The sequence below is a fragment of the Kribbella pittospori genome, assembly GCF_004331465.1.
Classification (GTDB): Bacteria; Actinomycetota; Actinomycetes; order Propionibacteriales; family Kribbellaceae; genus Kribbella; species Kribbella pittospori.
In genome coordinates this window covers 115,997-134,517 of record NZ_SJKB01000008.1, presented here as the reverse complement: position 1 = coordinate 134,517, position 18,521 = coordinate 115,997, and the positions used below count along the sequence as shown (strand labels likewise).

17 protein-coding genes are annotated in these 18,521 nt (G+C 68.0%); 6 read left to right on the top strand and 11 right to left on the bottom strand.

From position 1 onward, the window contains the following. Positions 1 to 29 precede the first annotated feature (29 nt). From E0H73_RS25040 to E0H73_RS25025, 4 genes are all read right to left on the bottom strand, one after another. Positions 30 to 827, bottom strand: a complete 798-nt coding sequence (locus E0H73_RS25040) for a phosphatase PAP2 family protein (protein WP_131360686.1) — start codon at positions 825 to 827, stop codon at positions 30 to 32. 122 nt (positions 828 to 949) lie between these two features. After that, entirely contained in the window at positions 950 to 1,867 is a 918-nt protein-coding gene (locus E0H73_RS25035) for a carbohydrate ABC transporter permease (protein ID WP_131360684.1), read from the bottom strand. Beyond that, positions 1,864 to 2,805 (bottom strand): ABC transporter permease, encoded by a 942-nt coding sequence (locus E0H73_RS25030; RefSeq protein ID WP_131360682.1) that lies wholly within the window; start codon positions 2,803 to 2,805, stop codon positions 1,864 to 1,866. Before E0H73_RS25030 ends, E0H73_RS25035 begins: the two co-directional genes overlap by 4 nt. Next, positions 2,806 to 4,428 carry a type 2 periplasmic-binding domain-containing protein gene (locus E0H73_RS25025; RefSeq protein WP_131360680.1) on the bottom strand — a complete coding sequence of 541 codons (1,623 nt, stop codon included), beginning with the start codon at positions 4,426 to 4,428 and terminating at the stop codon, positions 2,806 to 2,808. 47 nt (positions 4,429 to 4,475) lie between these two features. Between E0H73_RS25025 and E0H73_RS25020 the strand changes: the two genes are divergently transcribed. The 4 genes from E0H73_RS25020 to E0H73_RS25005 all read left to right on the top strand — a co-directional run bounded on the left by E0H73_RS25020 (position 4,476) and on the right by E0H73_RS25005 (position 8,274). Further along, positions 4,476 to 5,552: a sialidase family protein gene (locus E0H73_RS25020; RefSeq protein ID WP_131360678.1), complete on the top strand. Its 1,077-nt coding sequence runs from the start codon at positions 4,476 to 4,478 to the stop codon at positions 5,550 to 5,552. Positions 5,553 to 5,566: 14 nt separating this feature from the next. After that, positions 5,567 to 6,502 (top strand): dihydrodipicolinate synthase family protein, encoded by a 936-nt coding sequence (locus E0H73_RS25015; protein WP_131360675.1) that lies wholly within the window; start codon positions 5,567 to 5,569, stop codon positions 6,500 to 6,502. Positions 6,503 to 6,527: 25 nt separating this feature from the next. Then, complete coding sequence (locus tag E0H73_RS25010; protein ID WP_131360673.1) at positions 6,528 to 7,238, top strand: FadR/GntR family transcriptional regulator; 711 nt, start codon at positions 6,528 to 6,530, stop codon at positions 7,236 to 7,238. Positions 7,239 to 7,392: 154 nt separating this feature from the next. Beyond that, on the top strand, positions 7,393 to 8,274 hold the full coding sequence (locus tag E0H73_RS25005; protein ID WP_131360671.1) for a hypothetical protein: 882 nt from the start codon (positions 7,393 to 7,395) through the stop codon (positions 8,272 to 8,274). A gap of 114 nt (positions 8,275 to 8,388) precedes the next feature. Here E0H73_RS25005 and E0H73_RS25000 read toward each other — a convergent pair whose 3' ends face one another. The 3 genes from E0H73_RS25000 to E0H73_RS24990 form a co-directional block, all read right to left on the bottom strand. Then, on the bottom strand, positions 8,389 to 10,029 hold the full coding sequence (locus tag E0H73_RS25000; RefSeq protein ID WP_131360668.1) for a DNA repair helicase XPB: 1,641 nt from the start codon (positions 10,027 to 10,029) through the stop codon (positions 8,389 to 8,391). A 108-nt stretch (positions 10,030 to 10,137) separates the two neighbouring features. Continuing rightward, on the bottom strand, positions 10,138 to 12,423 hold the full coding sequence (locus tag E0H73_RS24995; RefSeq protein ID WP_131360666.1) for a helicase-associated domain-containing protein: 2,286 nt from the start codon (positions 12,421 to 12,423) through the stop codon (positions 10,138 to 10,140). A gap of 43 nt (positions 12,424 to 12,466) precedes the next feature. Further along, entirely contained in the window at positions 12,467 to 13,249 is a 783-nt protein-coding gene (locus E0H73_RS24990; protein WP_131360664.1) for a GNAT family N-acetyltransferase, read from the bottom strand. A gap of 108 nt (positions 13,250 to 13,357) precedes the next feature. Here E0H73_RS24990 and E0H73_RS24985 point away from each other — a divergent pair, with 108 nt between their 5' ends. Next, the gene (locus E0H73_RS24985) at positions 13,358 to 14,128 is read left to right on the top strand and encodes an alpha/beta fold hydrolase (protein ID WP_165555811.1); all 771 of its coding nucleotides are present in this window, start codon (positions 13,358 to 13,360) and stop codon (positions 14,126 to 14,128) included. A 19-nt stretch (positions 14,129 to 14,147) separates the two neighbouring features. Here E0H73_RS24985 and E0H73_RS24980 read toward each other — a convergent pair whose 3' ends face one another. The 4 genes from E0H73_RS24980 to E0H73_RS24965 all read right to left on the bottom strand — a co-directional run bounded on the left by E0H73_RS24980 (position 14,148) and on the right by E0H73_RS24965 (position 17,346). Then, complete coding sequence (locus E0H73_RS24980; protein WP_131360660.1) at positions 14,148 to 14,525, bottom strand: DUF427 domain-containing protein; 378 nt, start codon at positions 14,523 to 14,525, stop codon at positions 14,148 to 14,150. 60 nt (positions 14,526 to 14,585) lie between these two features. Next, positions 14,586 to 15,386 (bottom strand): metallophosphoesterase, encoded by an 801-nt coding sequence (locus E0H73_RS24975; RefSeq protein WP_131360658.1) that lies wholly within the window; start codon positions 15,384 to 15,386, stop codon positions 14,586 to 14,588. A 1-nt stretch (position 15,387) separates the two neighbouring features. Then, complete coding sequence (locus tag E0H73_RS24970) at positions 15,388 to 16,623, bottom strand: Nramp family divalent metal transporter (RefSeq protein ID WP_131361274.1); 1,236 nt, start codon at positions 16,621 to 16,623, stop codon at positions 15,388 to 15,390. A 102-nt stretch (positions 16,624 to 16,725) separates the two neighbouring features. Continuing rightward, positions 16,726 to 17,346, bottom strand: coding sequence for an SIMPL domain-containing protein (locus E0H73_RS24965; protein ID WP_131360656.1), 621 nt, complete (start codon positions 17,344 to 17,346; stop codon positions 16,726 to 16,728). 113 nt (positions 17,347 to 17,459) lie between these two features. On the opposite strand from E0H73_RS24965, the gene E0H73_RS24960 reads away from it, so the two are divergent. Then, the gene (locus E0H73_RS24960) at positions 17,460 to 18,395 is read left to right on the top strand and encodes a DUF6454 family protein (RefSeq protein WP_131360654.1); all 936 of its coding nucleotides are present in this window, start codon (positions 17,460 to 17,462) and stop codon (positions 18,393 to 18,395) included. The last annotated feature ends 126 nt before the right edge of the window (positions 18,396 to 18,521 follow it).

Sequence of the window (18,521 nt, the reverse complement as noted above, 5' to 3'; positions counted from 1 at the left end):
CGGCAAGGGGTGTGGGAAGCCCAGCCACGTTACTTGAGCACCCGCCGCGGGGGAACCGAATTACGGGTCCGCAGCCTGTCGTCGTGCAGGCCGGGCCGGAGCAGCAGGGGCAGCGTGGCCGCGAGCAGGAGGAGTACGACGATGCCGTCCAGCCAGTAGTGGTTCGCGGTCACCACGACCACCGCGAAGGTGATGATCGGGTGCGCCAGCCAGAGCCAGCGCCACTTCGTCCGGGTGATCAGGATCATCGAGAGCGCGATCAGCGCCGCCCACCCGACATGCAGGCTCGGCATCGCGGCGAACTGGTTCGCCATCCCGCCGGACCGCTCCACGCCGTACACGGACTGGCCGAACGTCAGCCCGGTGTCGACGAACCCGGGCATCATCCGCGGCGGTGCCAGCGGAAACACGATGTGACCGACCAGCGCCAGGCCGGTCAGCGCCACGATCGTCCAGCGAACGTGCGAGTAGGCCTTCGGCCGCCAGATGCTCAGCCACAGCAGTACGGCGGCTGTCAGCGGTGCATGCACCGACGCGTAGTACAGGTTCGCGCCCTCGACCAGGTGCGGAAGCTTCAGCGCCGCGTGCTGGATCGAGGCCTCGTTCGGCAGGTGCAGCCAGTTCTGGATGGCGAGTACGTCGTGCGCATGGTCGAACGCGGAGCCGGTGTGTTTGGCCGCGATCTGGCGTCCAGCGCTGTAGACGAGAAACAAGGTCGCCAACAGGACTGCTTCCCGTACCACCCGCCAGACGACCGGGCCTGTCCCCGATCGCCGGTTCTCGTTCTCCCCACCCAGTCCCACCCGCTCGAGCGCCTGCGTCCCCATACCTGTCGACGGTACCTGCCGTCTGCTCAGGATTTGCCCAGGCGCAACCCTGGCGTTGCCCTGGGCAACCCCTGGTCATGCTCAGGGCGACCGTTCGTGACGCATCCGTCACGCCGTTGCGATCAACCTTTGACGGCCCCGGTCAGTACGCCCTTGGCGAAGTGCCGCTGCAGGAACGGGTAGATGATCAGGATCGGCACGATCGAGACGACCAGGATCGCCATCTGGATCGACGCCTGCGGTGGGAGCAGTTCGGTGCCGAGCTCCGCACTGCCGAGTTGGGTGTCGTTGATCACGTACGTCCGCAGCACCAGTTGCAACGGCCACAGCTTGCTGTCGTTCAGGTAGAGCAGCGCGGAGAAGAACGCGTTCCAGTACGCCACCGCGTAGAACAATCCGATCACCGACAGCACGGCCTTGGACAGCGGCAACACGATGTGGACGAACGTCTTCAGCTCACCCGCGCCGTCGATCCGGGCGCTCTCGGTGATCTCGTTCGGCAGGTTCATGAAGAACGCCCGCAGCACGATCACGTTGAACGCGCTCACCATCGTCGGCACGATCAGGGCCCAGATGCTGTCCAGCAGCCCGGCGCCCTTGACCACGAGGTACGTCGGGATGATGCCGGGGGAGAACAGCATGCTGAACAGGACCACCAGCAGGATCGGCCGCCCGGCCGCGAACCCCGGCCGGGACAACGCGTAGGCGAGCAGACACGACACGGTCAGGCTGAGCAGCGTGCCGACCACGGTGACGAAGATGCTGATGAACAGCGCCTGGGTCACCACGCCGCCGGCGAACAGCGACTCGTAGGCGCCGAAGTTGACCGAGTCTGGGAACAGCACCAGGCCGCCGGACTCGTTGATCTGTTTGTTCGGCGCGACGCTGGTCGAGATCACCCCGACGAACGGGATGATCACCACCGCGCAGAACACGAGCAGGACCAGGCCCTTGAACACCCGCATCGGCCAGGACGGCATCGGCACGCCCTGCACGACCTTCCGGGGCGCGCGGCTTCGCGCAACGATCGTCTGCGTCATCGGCTGTACACCCCCTGCTCCCCGAAGATGTGGGCCACCTTGTTCGCTGCCAGCACCAGGGCGACGCCGACCAGGCCCTTGACCAGCCCGACCGCGGCCGCAATGCCCCAGGCACCACCGAGTACGCCGTTGTTGTAGACGTACGTGTCGAGCACCTCACTGACGTCCCGGCCGACCGCTTGCTGCTGCAGGATGATCTGCTCGAAGCCGACCGTCAGCGAGTCTCCGAGCCGCAGGATGAACAGCAGGATGATGATCCCGCGCAGCCCCGGCAGGGTGACGTGCCACAGCTGTTTCATCCGGCTCGCGCCGTCCACACTGGCCGCCTCGTACAGCTGCGAGTCGATCTGGGACAGCGCGGCCAGGAACAGGATCGTCGCCCAGCCGGTGTCCTTCCAGATGATCTGCGAGGTCAGCAGGACGTGGAACAACTCCGAGTTCCCGATGATGTTGAGCGTCGCCAGGTCGTGTGATCGCAGGTAGTTGTTCAGCAACCCGCTGCCACCGAGCATCTGCTGGAACAGCGCGACCACGATCACCCAGGACATGAAGTGCGGCAGGTAGAGGATGCTCTGCGCGATCCGCTTGATCCGCTCGGAGAACAATGAGTTCAGCAGCAGCGCGAGCAGGATCGGTGCCGGGAACACGAAGACCGACTGCAGGCAGGTCAGGATCAGCGTGTTCTTCAGCGACCGCAGGAACGCCGGGTCGCCGTTGAAGATCACCGCGAAGTTCGCCCAGCCGGACCAGTCGCTGCCACCGATGCCGAGGAACGGCTGGTAGTCCTTGAACGCGATCACGTTGCCGAGCAACGGCACGTAGTGGAACGCGATGATCAGCCCGATCCCGGGCAGCGCGAACAGCAGCAGCACCCGGTCCCGGAGCAGACGGCGCCCCAGGCTGAGCTGTTGCGATCGCGGTGCGGAGCGCTGGAGCATCTACTTCCCTGCCGCCTCGGTGTGGGCCTGCTCGAGCTCGGTGCGCATCGTGTCGCCGCCCGAGGACTTCCAGGTCTGGACCGCCGCCGTCCAGTCCGACACCGGCTTCTTGCCCTGCACGATCTGGTTCTCCAGATCGGTCATCGTCTTCGCGAGCTGCGTCTGCTTCTTCGACTGGGTGTCGGAGTACAGCCCGTACGACGCGTCGTACACGAGCCGCGGTGCGACCTTCGTCTGGATCTCGTGCTGGTTCTGCGGTACGTCGGGCTTGCCGGCCCAGTACAGCGCCAGGGCGGAGTCGCTGATGTACTGCACGCCGATGCCGGTCTCGACCACGCCGACCTTCGTCGGCACCGGGTCGGTGCCCTGCAAGGTGTAGTGCCGGCCGGCGACGCCGTACTTGCGGAACAGGTACTCCTCGGTGCCGAACGGCGCGGCCATCCAGTTCGCGATCTTCAGCAGCGTGTCGGCCGAGTGCTTGCTGTTCTTGCTGAACGACGTGACGTTGTTCAGCGCCGCACCCATCCAGGGCGCGCCCGTGCCGCTGTCGAAGCCGGGGACGTCGAGCATGTTCACCGAGAACGCCGGCCCGGCGGTGTTGTCGGAGTAGTACTGGTTCCAGGCGACGAAGCTGTCGTAGTCGAACGCGGCAATGCCGCCGTTGAACCACTGCTTGCGGGCGCTGGCCTTGTCGTTGAACGCGTCCGGGTTGACCACGCCGGCGGCGACCATCTTGCGGCCGGCCTCGAGGGCGTCGAGTTGTGCCTCGTGCTCGTACATCGAGGTGAACTTGCCGCCGTCCTCCTTCCAGACGTTCGGGATCGCGAGCATCTGCCGGATCGTCGACAGCGGCACCCGGGTCCAGGCCCACTTGTTCTGCTTGGCCGCGGTCATCTCCTTGGCCAGGTCGAAGAACTCCTGGAAGTTCTTCGGCGCCGGATCCTTGATCCCCTTGGCGGCCAGCAGATCCGCGCGGTACAGCGGCAGCGAGGTCCGCGACATACCGCGCGGAACCGGGACGCCGTAGATGGCGCCGTTGAAGACGCAACCCTTCCAGTATTCGGTCGGGATGTTGGCCAGGAACGGGTACTTGTTGACCGCGTCCCCGGACAACTGCTCGGTCAGATCCATGCACTTGGCCTTCACCAGGCCGGGGATCTGCACAGTGTCGACCGGGATGTTGATGACATCGGGCAGGTCGCCGCCGGCGATCCGGGTCGCGAACTTGTCCTTGTACTCGTCGTTGGACGCCATGCTGATCTGCAGTTCGGAGCCGAGCCGCTCGTTCAGCTTCTGCCAGAACTGGTTCTTGTCCACCGACGGCGGGATCGCGCCCGGGATGTTGGTCAGGAACGTGATCGGCTTGCCGTCACCCGGCGCCTCGCTGATCGCCTTGACCGGGTTGGCCGGGTACTTCAGGAAGCCGTCCAGGACGACGTCGGTGCCGGGCAGGTCCGGCTTGATCTCGCCGTACCTGGTGTAGGTCGGCAGCTTCACCGCCAGGTTGGCGGCGGCGGTGCCTTTCTTGTCCGACGCGCACCCCGCCAGCAGCGGCGTACCGGTGACCGCGACAGCGGCGGCGGCCAGACCACCGCCGAGGAATCTTCTTCTGCTGACTGGCATGAGGCCTCACTTCCATCGGAGGGCCACACCATGACATAGTACGTCCTATGTCTTCAAGAGTCGGCGCGCTGGAAATCGCTCCTACGGTCGCCTTCGACCCGGTAGGCAGCGGCTACCACACGTTCCGGATCCCGTCGGTCCTGGCGCGGGGCGACTTGGTGCTCGCCTTCTGCGAAGGACGCCTGCACGGGTCCGGCGACGCGGGAGAGATTGAGGTCGTGCTGCGCCGCTCGCTCGACGGTGGGCGGAGTTGGCTGCCGCTGCAGGTCGTGTCGGCGGTGGCAGGCAAGACGTGCGGCAACCCTGCCCCGGTGATCGACCCGGCCAGCGGCGACATCGTGCTCGTCACGGTGCAGAACGGGGCCGACGCGGTCGAGATGTCACTTGCCCGCGGCACCGATCCGGAGTCCGGCCGGCGCGTGTTCGTGCAACGGTCCGCGGACGACGGCGCGACCTGGAGCCCGACCGAGGAGATCACCGCACAGGTGAAGCCGTCCGACTGGGGCTGGTACGCGACCGGGCCGTGTCACGCGATCGCGCTGACCGGCGGGCGACTCGTCGTACCGGCCAATCACTCCTTCGTGCCGACGGAACCTGTCGACGATCTGATCCGGCTGAACGGCGGGCACTGCATCGTCAGCGACGACGGCGGCCACACGTGGTCGGTCGGGTTCGTCGATCGCAACGACGGGTCGGAGATCAACGCGAACGAGACGGCCGTCGCTGAACTGCCCGACGGCCGGTTGTACTTCAACGCGCGCAACCACCAGGGGACCGGGCCGGCCCGTGTCCACGCGTGGTCGTCCGACGGCGGTACGACGCTCGATGCGCCGTACGCCGGGATCCCGGAAGTCACCGCGCCGGGGATCCAGGGGAGTGTCCTCACGTTGCCCGACGACCGGCTCCTGATGTCGACACCGGTGAGCCCGTCGAGCCGCCGGGAGCTGACTGTCTTCGTCAGTGAGGACTTCGGGCAGTCGTGGCGTCCTGCGCTGGTCGTGCACCCGGGGATGGCCGGGTACTCCGATCTGGTGCTGCTGCCCGACGGCGCGGTCGGGATTCTCTACGAAGCCGGTGAGACCTCGTCGTTCGCGACCCTGCGCTTCGCCACATTCGCCCTCTGACGTTGGGAGACCCCTTGACCGACTCCGCCCAGTTGACCGGCGTCGTACCGCCGCTCGTCACGCCGTTCACCCCCGAGTACGACGTCGACACGGCCTCGCTGGCCCGGTTGATCCAGTACCAGCTCACCGGGGGTGTGGACGGGGTGTTCGTGCTCGGTACCTCCGGCGAAGGAACGTTCCTGACCGACGAACAGCGGCAGGTGGTGCTGGAGACCACCGTGGCGGAGGTGGCCGGGCAGGTGCCGGTGCTGGCCGGTGTCATCGACACGTCGACCGCCCGCGCCGGAGCGCATCTGTCCGCGGCGTTGAAGGCGGGTGTTGATGCTGTTGTGGCGACGGCGCCGTTCTATGCCGCGACGCATCCGGCCGAGATCGAGCAGCACTTCACGCGGTTGGCGACGATCGCCGGGGACGTTCCGATGTACGCGTACGACATCCCGCCGCGGGTCGGGACGAAGCTGTCGTCGTCGTTGATGATTTCGCTGGGAGAGCGGGGGATCATCGCGGGGGTGAAGGATTCCAGTGGTCAGGAGACCAGCCTGCGGCAGTTGGTGCTGGACCGGCGGGACGCTGGGCTGACCGGATTCGCGATCATGACCGGGTCGGAGCTGACGGTCGATTCGGCGTTGGCGTTCGGCGTCGACGGCGTCGTACCGGGGCTGGGGAATGTGGATCCGTCCGGGTACGTGCGGTTGTTCGACGCGGCGTCCGCGGGTGATGCGGCGACGGCTCGGGCGGAGCAGGATCGGCTGTTCCGGTTGTTCGAGATCATCACTGTGGCGGACCGTTCGCGGATGGGCGCGAGCTCGGCAGCGCTGGGCGCGTTCAAGGCGGGGCTGTACCTGCTCGGGGTCATCGACTGCCCGCTGACCGCGTTCCCCTCGATCCCGCTGAACGACGGGGAGATCGCCGCGATCCGTCCCCTGCTCGACCGTGCCGGATTACACTGACGGGTCCTAGACGAGGAGGCCGGCAGTGACAACGGGTGGGCTCAGCCGGGCACGCGGTGCGGCGGGGAATCAGTCCTTCATTCGCGACCAGATGAAGTCGTACATCCTGGAACGCGGGCTGAAGGCGGGTGACCCGCTACCCAACGAGCAGGAGCTGATGGCCCAGCTCGGTGTCGGCCGGCACCCGTTGCGCGAGGCGATGAAGGCACTGCAGGCGGTCGGGATCATCGAGATCCGGCACGGCTACGGGACGTACGTCGGCGAGGTCTCACTGCAGTCTCTGGAGGACGGGCTGGCGTTCCGGATGTCGCAATCGATGGCCGGCGACCTCCGCGACGTACAGAACGTGCTCGAGGTCCGCCAGGCCATCGAGGTCGGCATGGCGGACGACGTGGTCGCGTACTTCAAGTCCCACGGGTACGACGCGCTGGAGCCGATCGTCGAACGCATGGAGGCAAAGGCCCGGTCCGGCGAGTACTTCCCGGACGAGGACTGGGCCTTCCACCAGGCCCTCTACGAACCCCTCGGCAACGCCCTCGTGATCGACCTGCTGTCCGTCTTCTGGCGAACCTTCGCCCAGGTAGACGCCCGCCTACCCGGCGCCCGCTACACCCCCGCGGACGCCGCCGCCTGGCACCGGGATCTCCTGCTAGCCCTGGAGTCCGGCAACCCCGACGCCTTCGCCCGCTCCATGAAAAGCCACTTCAACGGCATCCACACCCGCCTAGGCGAGTAGGGCCGTACAGCTCGACAGGACGTCTCGTCTGCTCAGAGCCTGTCGCGAGTCGGCTGAGCGTACGTCGGCTCGCTCGGCGGTGACACCTCCTGTCGAGCTGTCCGCTGTGGATAACCCACGTCACGATCCGGCCGACTTCAGGCACCATCCCCAAGTGGAATCACCCGGTGAAGTCCTTGCCCGCCTAGGCGGGTGGGCCACCTTCGCCGAGTTGTCGGCACTGACGTCTCGACGAGCTGTCGCGGCAGCGCTCGAACAGGGAGAGGTGCGGCGAATCGCACTGGGGATCTACGCCCTGCCGGAGCTGCCGGTGGATCTCGCGGCAGCGCTCGCGTATGACGGCGTGCGCTCGCATCTGAGTGCCGCGAGCACATGGCAGCTTCCGCTCCTGGTGGTGCCGGAGAAGCCGCATGTCACCGTTCCGCCCAACCGTCATCCGCGTCCGGGGCCGCCGGCCGTGCTGCATTGGGCGGCGGTCGACGCGGACGAGCGGCGGGATCGGACCACCTCGTTGCTGCGGACGGTGGTCGACTGCGCCCGAGTTCTGCCGTTCGGCGAAGCGCTTGCCGTCGCTGACGCGGCGCTCGCCACCGGGTATCTGAACCGCGAAGAGCTCCTCGCCGCCACCGTCGCGATGCGCGGGCCAGGATGCCCGAACGCTCGCCGAACAGCGCTCGCGGCGACCGGCCTGTCCGGCAGCATCCTGGAGTCCATGCTCCGGGCGCTTCTCATCGATGAGGGCATCGACGGCTTCGAGCCGCAGGTACCGGTCACCAACGGGTTGTTCCGGGCAAGGGTCGACCTGGGACATCGCCTGGCCCGGGTGGCGCTGGAAGCGGACGGCTTCGCGTTCCACGGGTCTCGGCGGGACTTCGCTGCTGACTGCCATCGGTACGACGAGTTGGTGGCGGCCGGGTGGTTGGTACTCCGGCTCACCTACGAGCACATCATCGGAGACCCGGCCTGGGTCGTCGCAACGGTCCGTGCCGCGTTGGCGCAGCGTGCACGCGGACAGGAGGTGTCACCTGCGGCATGATCCGGTGACGCCTCGCCGGGCGTGCTCGGTCGGCGAACCCGAGCACACCTCCTGTCGAGCTGCACGAGGTTCTCCGCATCGACGCACCCTCTCCTCCTCTTTTCTTTCGGAGGTTCAGGCGAAGAGGTTCTCGGCGTCGACGATCGTGTAGGCGTAGCCCTGCTCGGCCAGGAAACGCTGGCGGTGGGCGGCGAACTCGGCGTCGACCGTGTCTCGGGCGACGATGGAGTAGAACCTCGCGGTGCGGCCGTCGCCCTTGGGGCGGAGGACTCGGCCTAGGCGCTGCGCCTCTTCCTGGCGGGAGCCGAAGGTGCCGGAGACCTGGATGGCGACGGACGCCTCGGGCAGGTCGATGGAGAAGTTGGCGACCTTGCTGACCACCAGGCGATTGATCTCGCCCTTGCGGAAGGCGTCGAACAGGCGCTGCCGTTCTCGCACCGTCGTCTCACCCTTGATCACCGGGCATTCCAGCCGCTCGCCGAGCTCGTCCAGCTGGTCGATGTACTGCCCGATCACCAGCAGCGGCTCACCCGCGTGGTGGTCGGCGATCCGCCGTACAAGCCGGGACTTCGCCGGGGTCGACGCGGCCAGCCGGTAGCGGTCCTCCGGCTCAGCGGTCGCGTACACGAACCGCTCGGTCTGCTCCAGGTCCACCCGCACCTCGACGCAGTCGGCCGGCGCGATCCAGCCCTGCGCCTCGATGTCCTTCCACGGCGCGTCGTACCGCTTCGGCCCGATCAGCGAGAACACGTCACCCTCGCGGCCGTCCTCACGGACCAGGGTCGCGGTCAGGCCGATCCGCCGACGGGTCTGCAGGTCCGCGGTCATCCGGAATATCGGAGCCGGCAGCAGGTGCACCTCGTCGTACACGATCAGGCCCCAGTCGCGCGCGTCGAACAGCTCGAGGTGTGAGTAGACGCCCTTCCGGCGCGTCGTCATCACCTGGTACGTCGCGATGGTGACCGGACGGATCTCCTTGCGGGCACCGGAGTACTCGCCGATCTCGTCCTCGGTCAGGCTGGTGCGGCGCATCAGCTCGTCTTTCCACTGCCGCGCGGACACCGTGTTGGTGACCAGGATCAGCGTGGTCGCGGACGCCTGCGCCATCGCGGCCGCGCCGACGATCGTCTTGCCGGCACCACAGGGGAGTACGACGACGCCGGAGCCGCCGTGCCAGAACGAGTCGACCGCCTGCTGCTGGTACGGGCGCATGTCCCAGCCCTCACGCACCAGCTCGATCTTGTGCGTCTCGCCGTCGACGTACCCGGCGAGGTCCTCGGCCGGCCAGCCGAGCTTGAGCAGCGTCTGCTTGAGGTGACCGCGCTCCGACGGGTGGACCAGCACCGTGTCGTCGTCGATGCGCTCGCCCAGCATCGGCTTCACCTTGGCGCTGCGGAGCACCTCCTCCAGCACCGGGCGGTCGGTGGTGACCAGCACCAGTCCGTGCTGCGGGTGCTTCTCCAGCCGCAGTCGCCCGTACCGGTCCAGCGTTTCCGCGATGTCCACCAGCAGGGAGTGCGGGACCGGGTAGCGGCTGTAGCGCAGCAGTACGTCGATCACCTGTTCGGCGTCGTGCCCGGCCGCCCGCGCGTTCCACAACCCCAGCGGCGTCAGCCGATAGGTGTGCACATGCTCCGGCGCCCGCTCCAACTCGGAGAACGGCGCAATAGCCTTCCGGCAGTCGTTGGCGTCCGGATGCGCAGTCTCCAGCAAAAGCGTCTTGTCCGACTGCACAATCAAAGGACCGTCTGTCACTGCGTCTCCATTCGGGTGTCCGACCTTCCATTGTGCCTCGTGCTGCAAGTGGGCGACTGACCGCGGATGATGCATCCGAAGGAAGAGATGAAAGGAAGTCGGGCGAGGTCAATCCACCACTCGGGCCGTGGAGATGCGGTGGAGGGCGTAGGTGCGGGGGTGGTCGGTGGTGTCTTCGTAGGCGGTGAGCCAGCCGTCGGCGACGCGGACGGGTTCGACGATGCGTTCGGAGGCGGTGCCGTTGTGGTCGACGTACGAGATCCAGGTGCGGGTGTGGGACTCGGCGGCGTTGGTCAGTACGGCGATGGTCTCGGCCGGGGCGGTCGGCTCGATCAGGCCCTCGTCGGTGGGGCGTTCGGCGGCGATGCGGTCGCCGGCGCGGACCTTCTCGATGACCGCCTTGACCTGCTCGTCAGTGAGGTCGGCCGCGCTGTCGGCGAAGTCCCGGCTGGAACGGCGCCGTGGCGTGTCACCGCGACGTGTCCCACCACTGGTCACATGCACGACCCCGTCGAACGTCTCGGCGAGCGGCGCCAGCCCCGCCTCACGCAGCCGGCTCAGCACCATGTCCGGCGGTGAAGGCGACACCACCACCGTCGGCGCCAGCCGCCGGAACCGAATACCCGGCAGGTTGGAGCTGAGCAGCTGCGTCAGCACATCCTCGTCGTCACACCGCAGGTACGTCGACGCCGTACCGAGCCGGAGTACGCCGTGCCGCCGCGCAACGTCATCGATCAGGTACGTCAACGGCTGAGGCACCGGCGTACGCGAGTGCTCGGCCAACCACTTGTGCAACTGGTCAGCGGTCCGCCCGAGGTCGAACGCACGCCGTACCGAACCCTCGCTGAACCGGTAGACCGCCGCGCCACCATGCGACTCGACGTCAGCCATGGCGGACAGCTCGTCCTGCACCACCCGCACCAGCGGACCGGGCGCGACCGCAGTCAGATCGGCCTGCAGCAGCACCTCCGACACCGGCTCCGGCACCAGCGGGCTGATCGCCTCAGCCAGATCGTCCACCGTCGGCTCCGCATCGAGCAGCGGCCGCGCATGCTGCGCCAACGCACCAAGACCGGTCAGACCGAGCAGAGCGGCCTCGGTGATCGTCCACTCGACCAGATCGTCGCGGAACTGCCCGCCACGGCGCGGCCGATGCCACGCCACCCAGGTGACGATCGACTCCGGGGCAGGTGCAGTACCAGCGTCAGCCTTCGACAACGCCTGCACCGTCAGCACCCGGACCTCAGGCGCCAGCAACCGCTCCAGATCCGGTGCGAGCGCGTTGATCAGCCGCTCGCGCGCAGCAGCCGTCGCACCACCGCTGTCGCGACGGCCGATCAGTCCGATCGCACGCATCCCGGTGAACCAGGCCGACACCAGTTGAGCCCACCGATGCGCAAGGTCCAGGTCCAGCCAGTCGTCGTACGCGCTGGTCGGCAGCCAGAACTCACTCGTCCCGATCTCGGCCGCAGCAACTAGTCCGGCGGCGTACGCAAACTCCAGCACCGCAGCGGTCGTCTGCTCCTCCGCACCGATCTTCCCGGCCAGACTGCGCAGCTCACGTACGCCGATGCCACCGGTCCGCAGTACCGGAGGCGGTTCGGTCCCCAGTTGCTCCAGAGCGCGATCCACCTGCCGGACAAGATCGAGCGCCGCACCAGCAGCGGCCCGGTCCGCGATCGACGCAGATACTGTCTTGCCGTCGAGCGGCGGCGGCGTCGGCCGAGTCGACGCCAGCACCCGCCCGCCCCGCAGGTGCAGTCCGATCTGGCGCGGCAGTACGACGGTGTTCGCATCCTTCGGTACGACGAGACCACGCGCCAGCAACCGCTCAACCGGCGTACGGGCCGAGGCGATCGTCACCGGACGCTCTGCCTTCTCCACCGAACCGGTCGGCGGGCCCCAGGTCAGCTTGGCGAGCACCTCACGTGCATCAGGCCCGGCGTCCTCGATCAGCTGGTCCAGATCGCCGAAGTGCCTGGTGGTGACCGGTCCGAGCCCGGCCGGGGTCGGACCGAGCAGTTCGTGGACGGCGCGGATCGGACGCAGGTCGTCCTCCGTGCCCCACACCAACGCGAGCTTCAGCAGTTCGTCCACCCGAGGCTGGACCACCTCGACCGGCTGCGCCACGCCGGTCGCCAGCGCGGCCAGGTCCACAGGCTCCGGCAGCGCCGAGAGCGACTCCAGCAGGTCGACACCAAACTCGTCGAGCCGGTTGATCGCCCGCGCGGCGGAGGCGTTCGTCGTGGCCCGCGCCGCGAGCTGACCGGTGTCCGCGGGGATCGGCATCGCCAGATCCGGGCGACGCTGGAGCAGTAGTCCGAGCGCAACGTCGTCCCAGGTACGCAGGGCCTCGGCGAGGGTGCGTGGGCGGTTCCGCTCGGATGTGCTCATCCCTCCAACGGTACGGCCCCGGCCCTACCCACGACGAACCGTGTCACTCCGCGGCCCCGGCGCTGCCGATGCGGTGGAAGCCGACGCGTTCGTAGACCGCCGCGACCGCCTCGTCCGCCGCGGACAGCAGGATCAGATCGACCCCGTTCGCGAACGCGTGCTCGGCCAGCGCGGAGGTGACCGCCGCGGCCAGGCCACGGCGACGCATGGACGGCAGCGTGCCCATGCCGACGATCTCCGTGGTGGCACCGACCGCCTGGTGCTGCCCGCTGGCGACCATGCCCTCGTCGGTGAATGCGCCGGCGCTCACGGTGATGCCGTTGGCGACGCGCTCCACCATCGCCGCGATCCGTTCGGCCGGCTGCTCGGCCGCCTTGGCGTCCCGCTCGACCGGTCCGGCCGTGCCGACCGACGTACCCGGGTCGTGGAACGCGAGCGACGCCACCGCACTGGCCTGCCGCAGTACGGCGTCTTCGGCGGGCAGGATCTCGCACGGGGCGTCCGCGGACACCGGGCGGAACTCGGCGCGTTCGAGCACGAGCAGCGGGTGCTCGGCCACGGTCAGTCCGGCCGCAGCTGCCGCCGGACCGAGCGACGGGCACGTCTCCACGACCCACTCCAGACTCAGCGGGATGTCGAGCTCGGCACACCGCGCCCGCAGTTCGTCGATGTCCCCCGGCTCGATGACCGTCGACGAGCCCGGCATCGGACGGGCGTAGTACGGCCAGACCGTCGTACTGCGGAAGAGGGTGAACGGACCGACCTGCTCGGGGATCGCACCGGACAGCGGGGCCGCGTGGAGGTAGTCGTCAACTCTCGTGATCATCGCGACGCAGTGAATCACCAGGCCGGATCGAGCGCCAGGGATTATGTCGAACCGCACGGGCCGGCTCCGACGTACTGCATGTCAGTGATGATCGAGGGAGGACGTGGCATGCAGAAAGTGAGCTCGGCGGACGGTACGGCGATCGCCTACGAGCGGATGGGGAGTGGGCCGCGGGTGATTCTGGTCGGCGGTGCGCTCTGCGACCGGAACGCGCTCAAGCCGTTGGCGGTGGAGCTGGCCGCCGACTTCGACGTGGTGACCTACGACCGGCGCGGCCGCGGAGACAGCGGCGACAGTACGCCGTACTCCGTGCAGCGCGAGGTGGACGACCTCGGGGCACTGCTCACAGCGCTCGGCGGTACGGCGGCTGTCTACGGCCACTCGTCGGGCGCCGGGCTGGCTGCGATCGCGGCGAGCACCGGGCTGCCGTTCACGAAGGTGGTGCTGCACGAGCCGCCGTACGGGCCTGACGACGTCGACTCGAGCGAGGACGGCGGACGGGTGCTCGAGCTGATCCGCGAGGGTCACGGGCGGGAGGCGGTCGAGCTGTTCCTGATGATGGCGGGCATGCCGAAGCAGGCCGCCATCGAGACCGCGGCCTTCCCGGGCATGGCTGAGCTCGCGCCGACGCTCGCCTACGACTTCGCCGTGATGGACCACGGCGCGCCCGGCGGCCGCACGCCGGTCCACGTTCTCCGCAAGATCATGCAGCCGGCCCTGGTCGTCGCCGGGACCGCGTCGCCGCCGTTCATGGTCGACGCGGCCCACCGGATCGTCGGCATCCTGCCCGCGGCCCGGCTGACCGAGCTCGCCGACCAGGACCACGTCGTACCGCCGGAGCTCCTCGCCCCGGTACTGCGGGCCTTTCTCAGTCGGTGAATCAGCCTCAGCCGGTGATTCAGTCCGCGGTGATCTCGATCGCGACCTTGTTCGGGTAGAACGCGACGTACTCGCGGATGTCCGCGACCGCGTCGTACGGCTGCTCGTAGGTCCACACCGCGTTCACCCCGTCCGCCCCGGCGGGGAGAATGCTGTAGTACGACGCGTCGCCCTTGTACGGGCAGTACGTCGCGTGGTCGGTGCGCTCCAGCAGCCCGAAGTCGACGTCCTCGCGCGGGATGTACTGCACCGCCGGATAACTCGCCTCCTGCAGCGACAGCGCCTCCCGGGTGTCCGCGATCACCTGGTCCCCGAGCCTGACCACGACCCGATCCGGGTTCTTCCCGACCGTGATCGGGTGATCCGGACCAGGAATCTTCACTGCCTTCTCCGCCATCTCAGCTCCCAGAGCGTTGATCTCACCGTCAACTTTTCAACAACCAGGAGCGGTCGACGGTCATTCCCGCGCGGGCTCCAATTCCTCCAGCTGGACAACCAGGCATGGGCCGCCGTCGAAGGCGCCGCCGTCGATGCCGAGGACGAGGCCGTCGGCGTACAGGTTGGGGCCGGTCAGGTTCGCCGGGTCGATGCCGAGCTGGTCGGCCACGATGCTGTGACCGTGGACGATGCGGTGGCCGCCGAGATGCTGCAGCAGGATGGTGGCCACCTCGCCACCGCTCGCGCCGCGGAACGCGTACCGCGACGTCATCCGGCGCCAGATCTCCCACCACACGACGATGTCGTCGGTGTGCAGCTCGGCCCGGGCCGCTTCGTTGATCTGGTCGATGCTGTCGCCCCACTCGACGTACTCCGCAGTGTCGGAGTGCATCAGCAGGTGCCCGGCGTCCAGCGCGAGCATCGGCTGGTCGAGCAGCCAGGCGACGTCGTCCTCGGTGAGCAGTTCCTGGTCGCGGTCCTGCCCGCCGTTCAGGGCCCACGACCGCTCGAAGCTGCGGGTGGTGATCCCCTCGTGCGGGACGAACTCGTCGCCGAACTTGTGCATCCCGAGCGCGAGGATCTCGTGGTTGCCGAGCAGCATCCGGATCGCCCCGTCCGGTGCCTGCTCGATCAGCCCGCGGACATACCGCAGTACGCCGATCCCGTCCGGGCCGCGGTCGAAGAAGTCGCCGAGGAACCACAGCCGCGCGTCCTGGCCGGACCAGTTGCCGTCGGCATCCGTCAGCCCGGCCTCCTGCAGCGATGCCTTCAGCTTCTCCGGATGACCGTGGATATCGCTGACGGCATACACCGCCGTCATGTCATCCCCGGACGGTGAGCACGATCAGTACGACGTTGAGCACGGAGATAGCGGTAGCGACCAGGCATGCCAGGAGGGTAGTCGCCCACCGGTTGGTGAGGTCACCCATGACGCGCCGGGAGGCCGTCAATCGGACCAGCGGCCACAGGGCGCAGGGGATGCCGAAACTGAGCACCACCTGGGACACGACCAAGGCGCGGCTCGGGTCGATGCCGATCGCAAGGATCGCCAGGGCCGGGATCAGGGTGATGAGGCGGCGGACTGCCAGCGGGACGTGCCGGTGCCAGAAGCCGTCCAGGATGACCGAGCCGGCATAGGTCCCGACCGAGGAGGACGCGAATCCACTGGCCAGCAGGGCGAGCGCGAACAGCAGCGCGGGGAGTTGGCCCAGGCGGTCGCCGATGGCGGCGTGGGCCGCGTCCAGCGAGTCGGCGCCGGTGCCGCTCAGCGCGGCCGCGGCCACGACGACCATGGCGAGGTTGACGGCCCCGGCCAGCGCCATCGCGACGGCCACGTCGATCCGGGTGGCCCGCAGTACCCGGGACTTGCCGGCGGCTGACCGGATCGTCTTCCAGTGCCGGTCGGTGACCAGGGCGCCGTGCAGCCAGATCGCGTGCGGCATCACGGTCGCGCCGAGCATGCCGGCGGCGAGGACGAGGGACTCGGTCCCGTCGAGCCGCGGCACCAGTCCGCCCACGACTCCGGCCGCGGACGGCTCGGATTGGACGGTGGAGACGACGAATCCGACCAGGACCACGGCGAGGAGTCCGATGATGGCGGCCTCGAACGGCCGCTGCCCGCGCTTCGACTGATACACCAGCAGCCCGAACGACACCGCGCCGGTGATGACACCGCCGAGCAGGAGCGGGATCCCGAACAGCAGGTTCAGCGCGATCGCGCCACCGACCACCTCGGCCAGGTCGGTCGCCATCGCGACCAGCTCCGCCTGGAACCACAACCCTGTCGACGTGGACCGTTTGAAGTGGTCACGGCACAACTGCGGCAGCGTCCGGCCGGTCGCGATACTCGCCTTCGCGGCCAGATACTGCACGAGGACAGCCATCAGGTTTGCCCCGACGACGACCCAGCAGAGCAGATAGCCGTACGTCGCGCCGGCTGCGATGTTGGTCGCGAAGTTCCCGGGATCGACATAGGCGACCGCCGCAACGAACGCCGGTCCGAGCAGGAGCAGCCCAGACCGGTTCAACTGCCGCCGCAGCGGTGCCGGTGCGTACATGGAAGAAGTTTCCATGACAGCACCGACAGCGCATACCCCTGATCTCGCTTTGAGACACAGCGAACACGCTGTGAGACAGAAGTTACAGCTCGAGCGGAAGACTCAGGCCCAGGAGAACTGAACTTCGAGGGTGATCTGGGCGGTGTGCTCGCCGGGCGTGATGTTGAGGGCCGCATCGAACTTCGCCCTGCTGCCGCCCAGCGCCATGCCTTCGGCCATCGGGAAGTGGCGGTTGGTCTCGGAGATCGAGGTGACTGAGCCGAGGGAGTAGCCGGCCAGTGCGGCGAGTTCCTGCGCCTTGTCCCGGGCCTGGCGGAAGGCGAGCTCGCGGGCGCGGGTGAGCAGCTCGGTCTTGTCCTCGATGTCGAACTCGAGTCCCTGCAGCCCGAGGCTGTTGCCGGCAGCATCCACCGCGGCGTTGAGCAGCCGGCCGAATCCGGTCAGGTCCTTCGTCGTCACCGTCAACACGTGCGAACCGCGGTACGCCGGAGACTGGTTCTCTCCTTTGTAGTCCTGGTACACGTTCACGGTGGTGGTCGAGATGTCGTCGGCCTCGACGCCCTGGTCGCGCAGCGCCGCAGTGACCGCATCCGTCCGCTGGGCCACCTGTGACACCGCGGACGCCACGTCCGGCGCGACATGGTCGACGCTGAACGACACCCGCAGTACATCCGGCGCCGCGCTGGCCTGCCCCGACCCGACAACCCGCACCCCAGTGTCCATAGCCGCAGTCTGACACTTCCCTCGGTCATCGAGGTCTGATCATCTGGTGTCGGCCGCGCCGTCACCCGGCCGCGGCACACTGCACCATCGACTTCACGCCCAAGGAGACTCTGATGCGCAGCCGGATCCTCATCTCTACAGCTCTCACCGGTGTCCTGCTCACCGGACTGACCACAGCCGACGCGTCCGGGAAGGACTCCGGGGTCGCCCGGGCCTTCGAGGCGACCACGCGCAGTACGGCGTGGACCCAGGTGGCGCGGGTGCCGCTGAAGTTCCCGACGTACCACCCGCAGGGTTTCGCGCTGGTGGGTGATCTGATCTTCATGACCAGCGTGGAGGTGCTGGAGGCGCCGGTGAAGTACCCGGAGCCGGTGGACGGGTACGACCGCAGCCCGGGCAAGGGGATCGGGCACCTGTTCGTGATCGACCGGCAGGGCAACCTGAAGAAGGACATCCACCTCGGCGAAGGTACGGCGTACCACCCGGGCGGGATCGACTACGACGGGCAGAACCTGTGGGTGCCGGCGGCGGAGTACCGCCCGGACTCGCGGGCGATCATCTACACCGTCGATCCGAAGACCTACCGGGTGACCGAGCGCTTCCGGGCGAACGACCACGTCGGCGGTGTCGTCCGTGACCGCACCACCGGTCTGGTCCACGGGGTCAGCTGGGGTTCCCGGACGCTCTACGAGTGGACCACCACCGGCCGCAAGCTGGAGTCCGTCTCCAACGAGAGCCACATCCTCGACTACCAGGACTGCGACTACGTGGCCCGCGGCAAACAACTCTGCGGCGGCGTCACCACTCTCCCCGGCCCGGCGAACACCACCTACGACCTAGGCGGCCTGGCCCTCCTGGACCTCCGCACCAACCGCATCCTCCACGAGATCCCCTTCCCCTATTTCTCCCCCACCACCAACCACTCCGCCACCCGCAACCCAGTAGCCCTAGAAACCACCCCCACCAAACTCCGCCTCGTCACCGCCCCCGACGACGGCGAGAACCCCGGCGGCACCGAAATCCAAATCTACGAGTCCCCGCTGAGCTGAACCGGACAGGCGGACAGGAGGTATAACGTCGACGGCGCTCACCGCCCGCCTGAGCCTTCACTGCAACTCGGTCGAGGCCCGGATACTTCATGTCCGCCTGTACGCCGCGGCGTTGAAGAGTTGGAG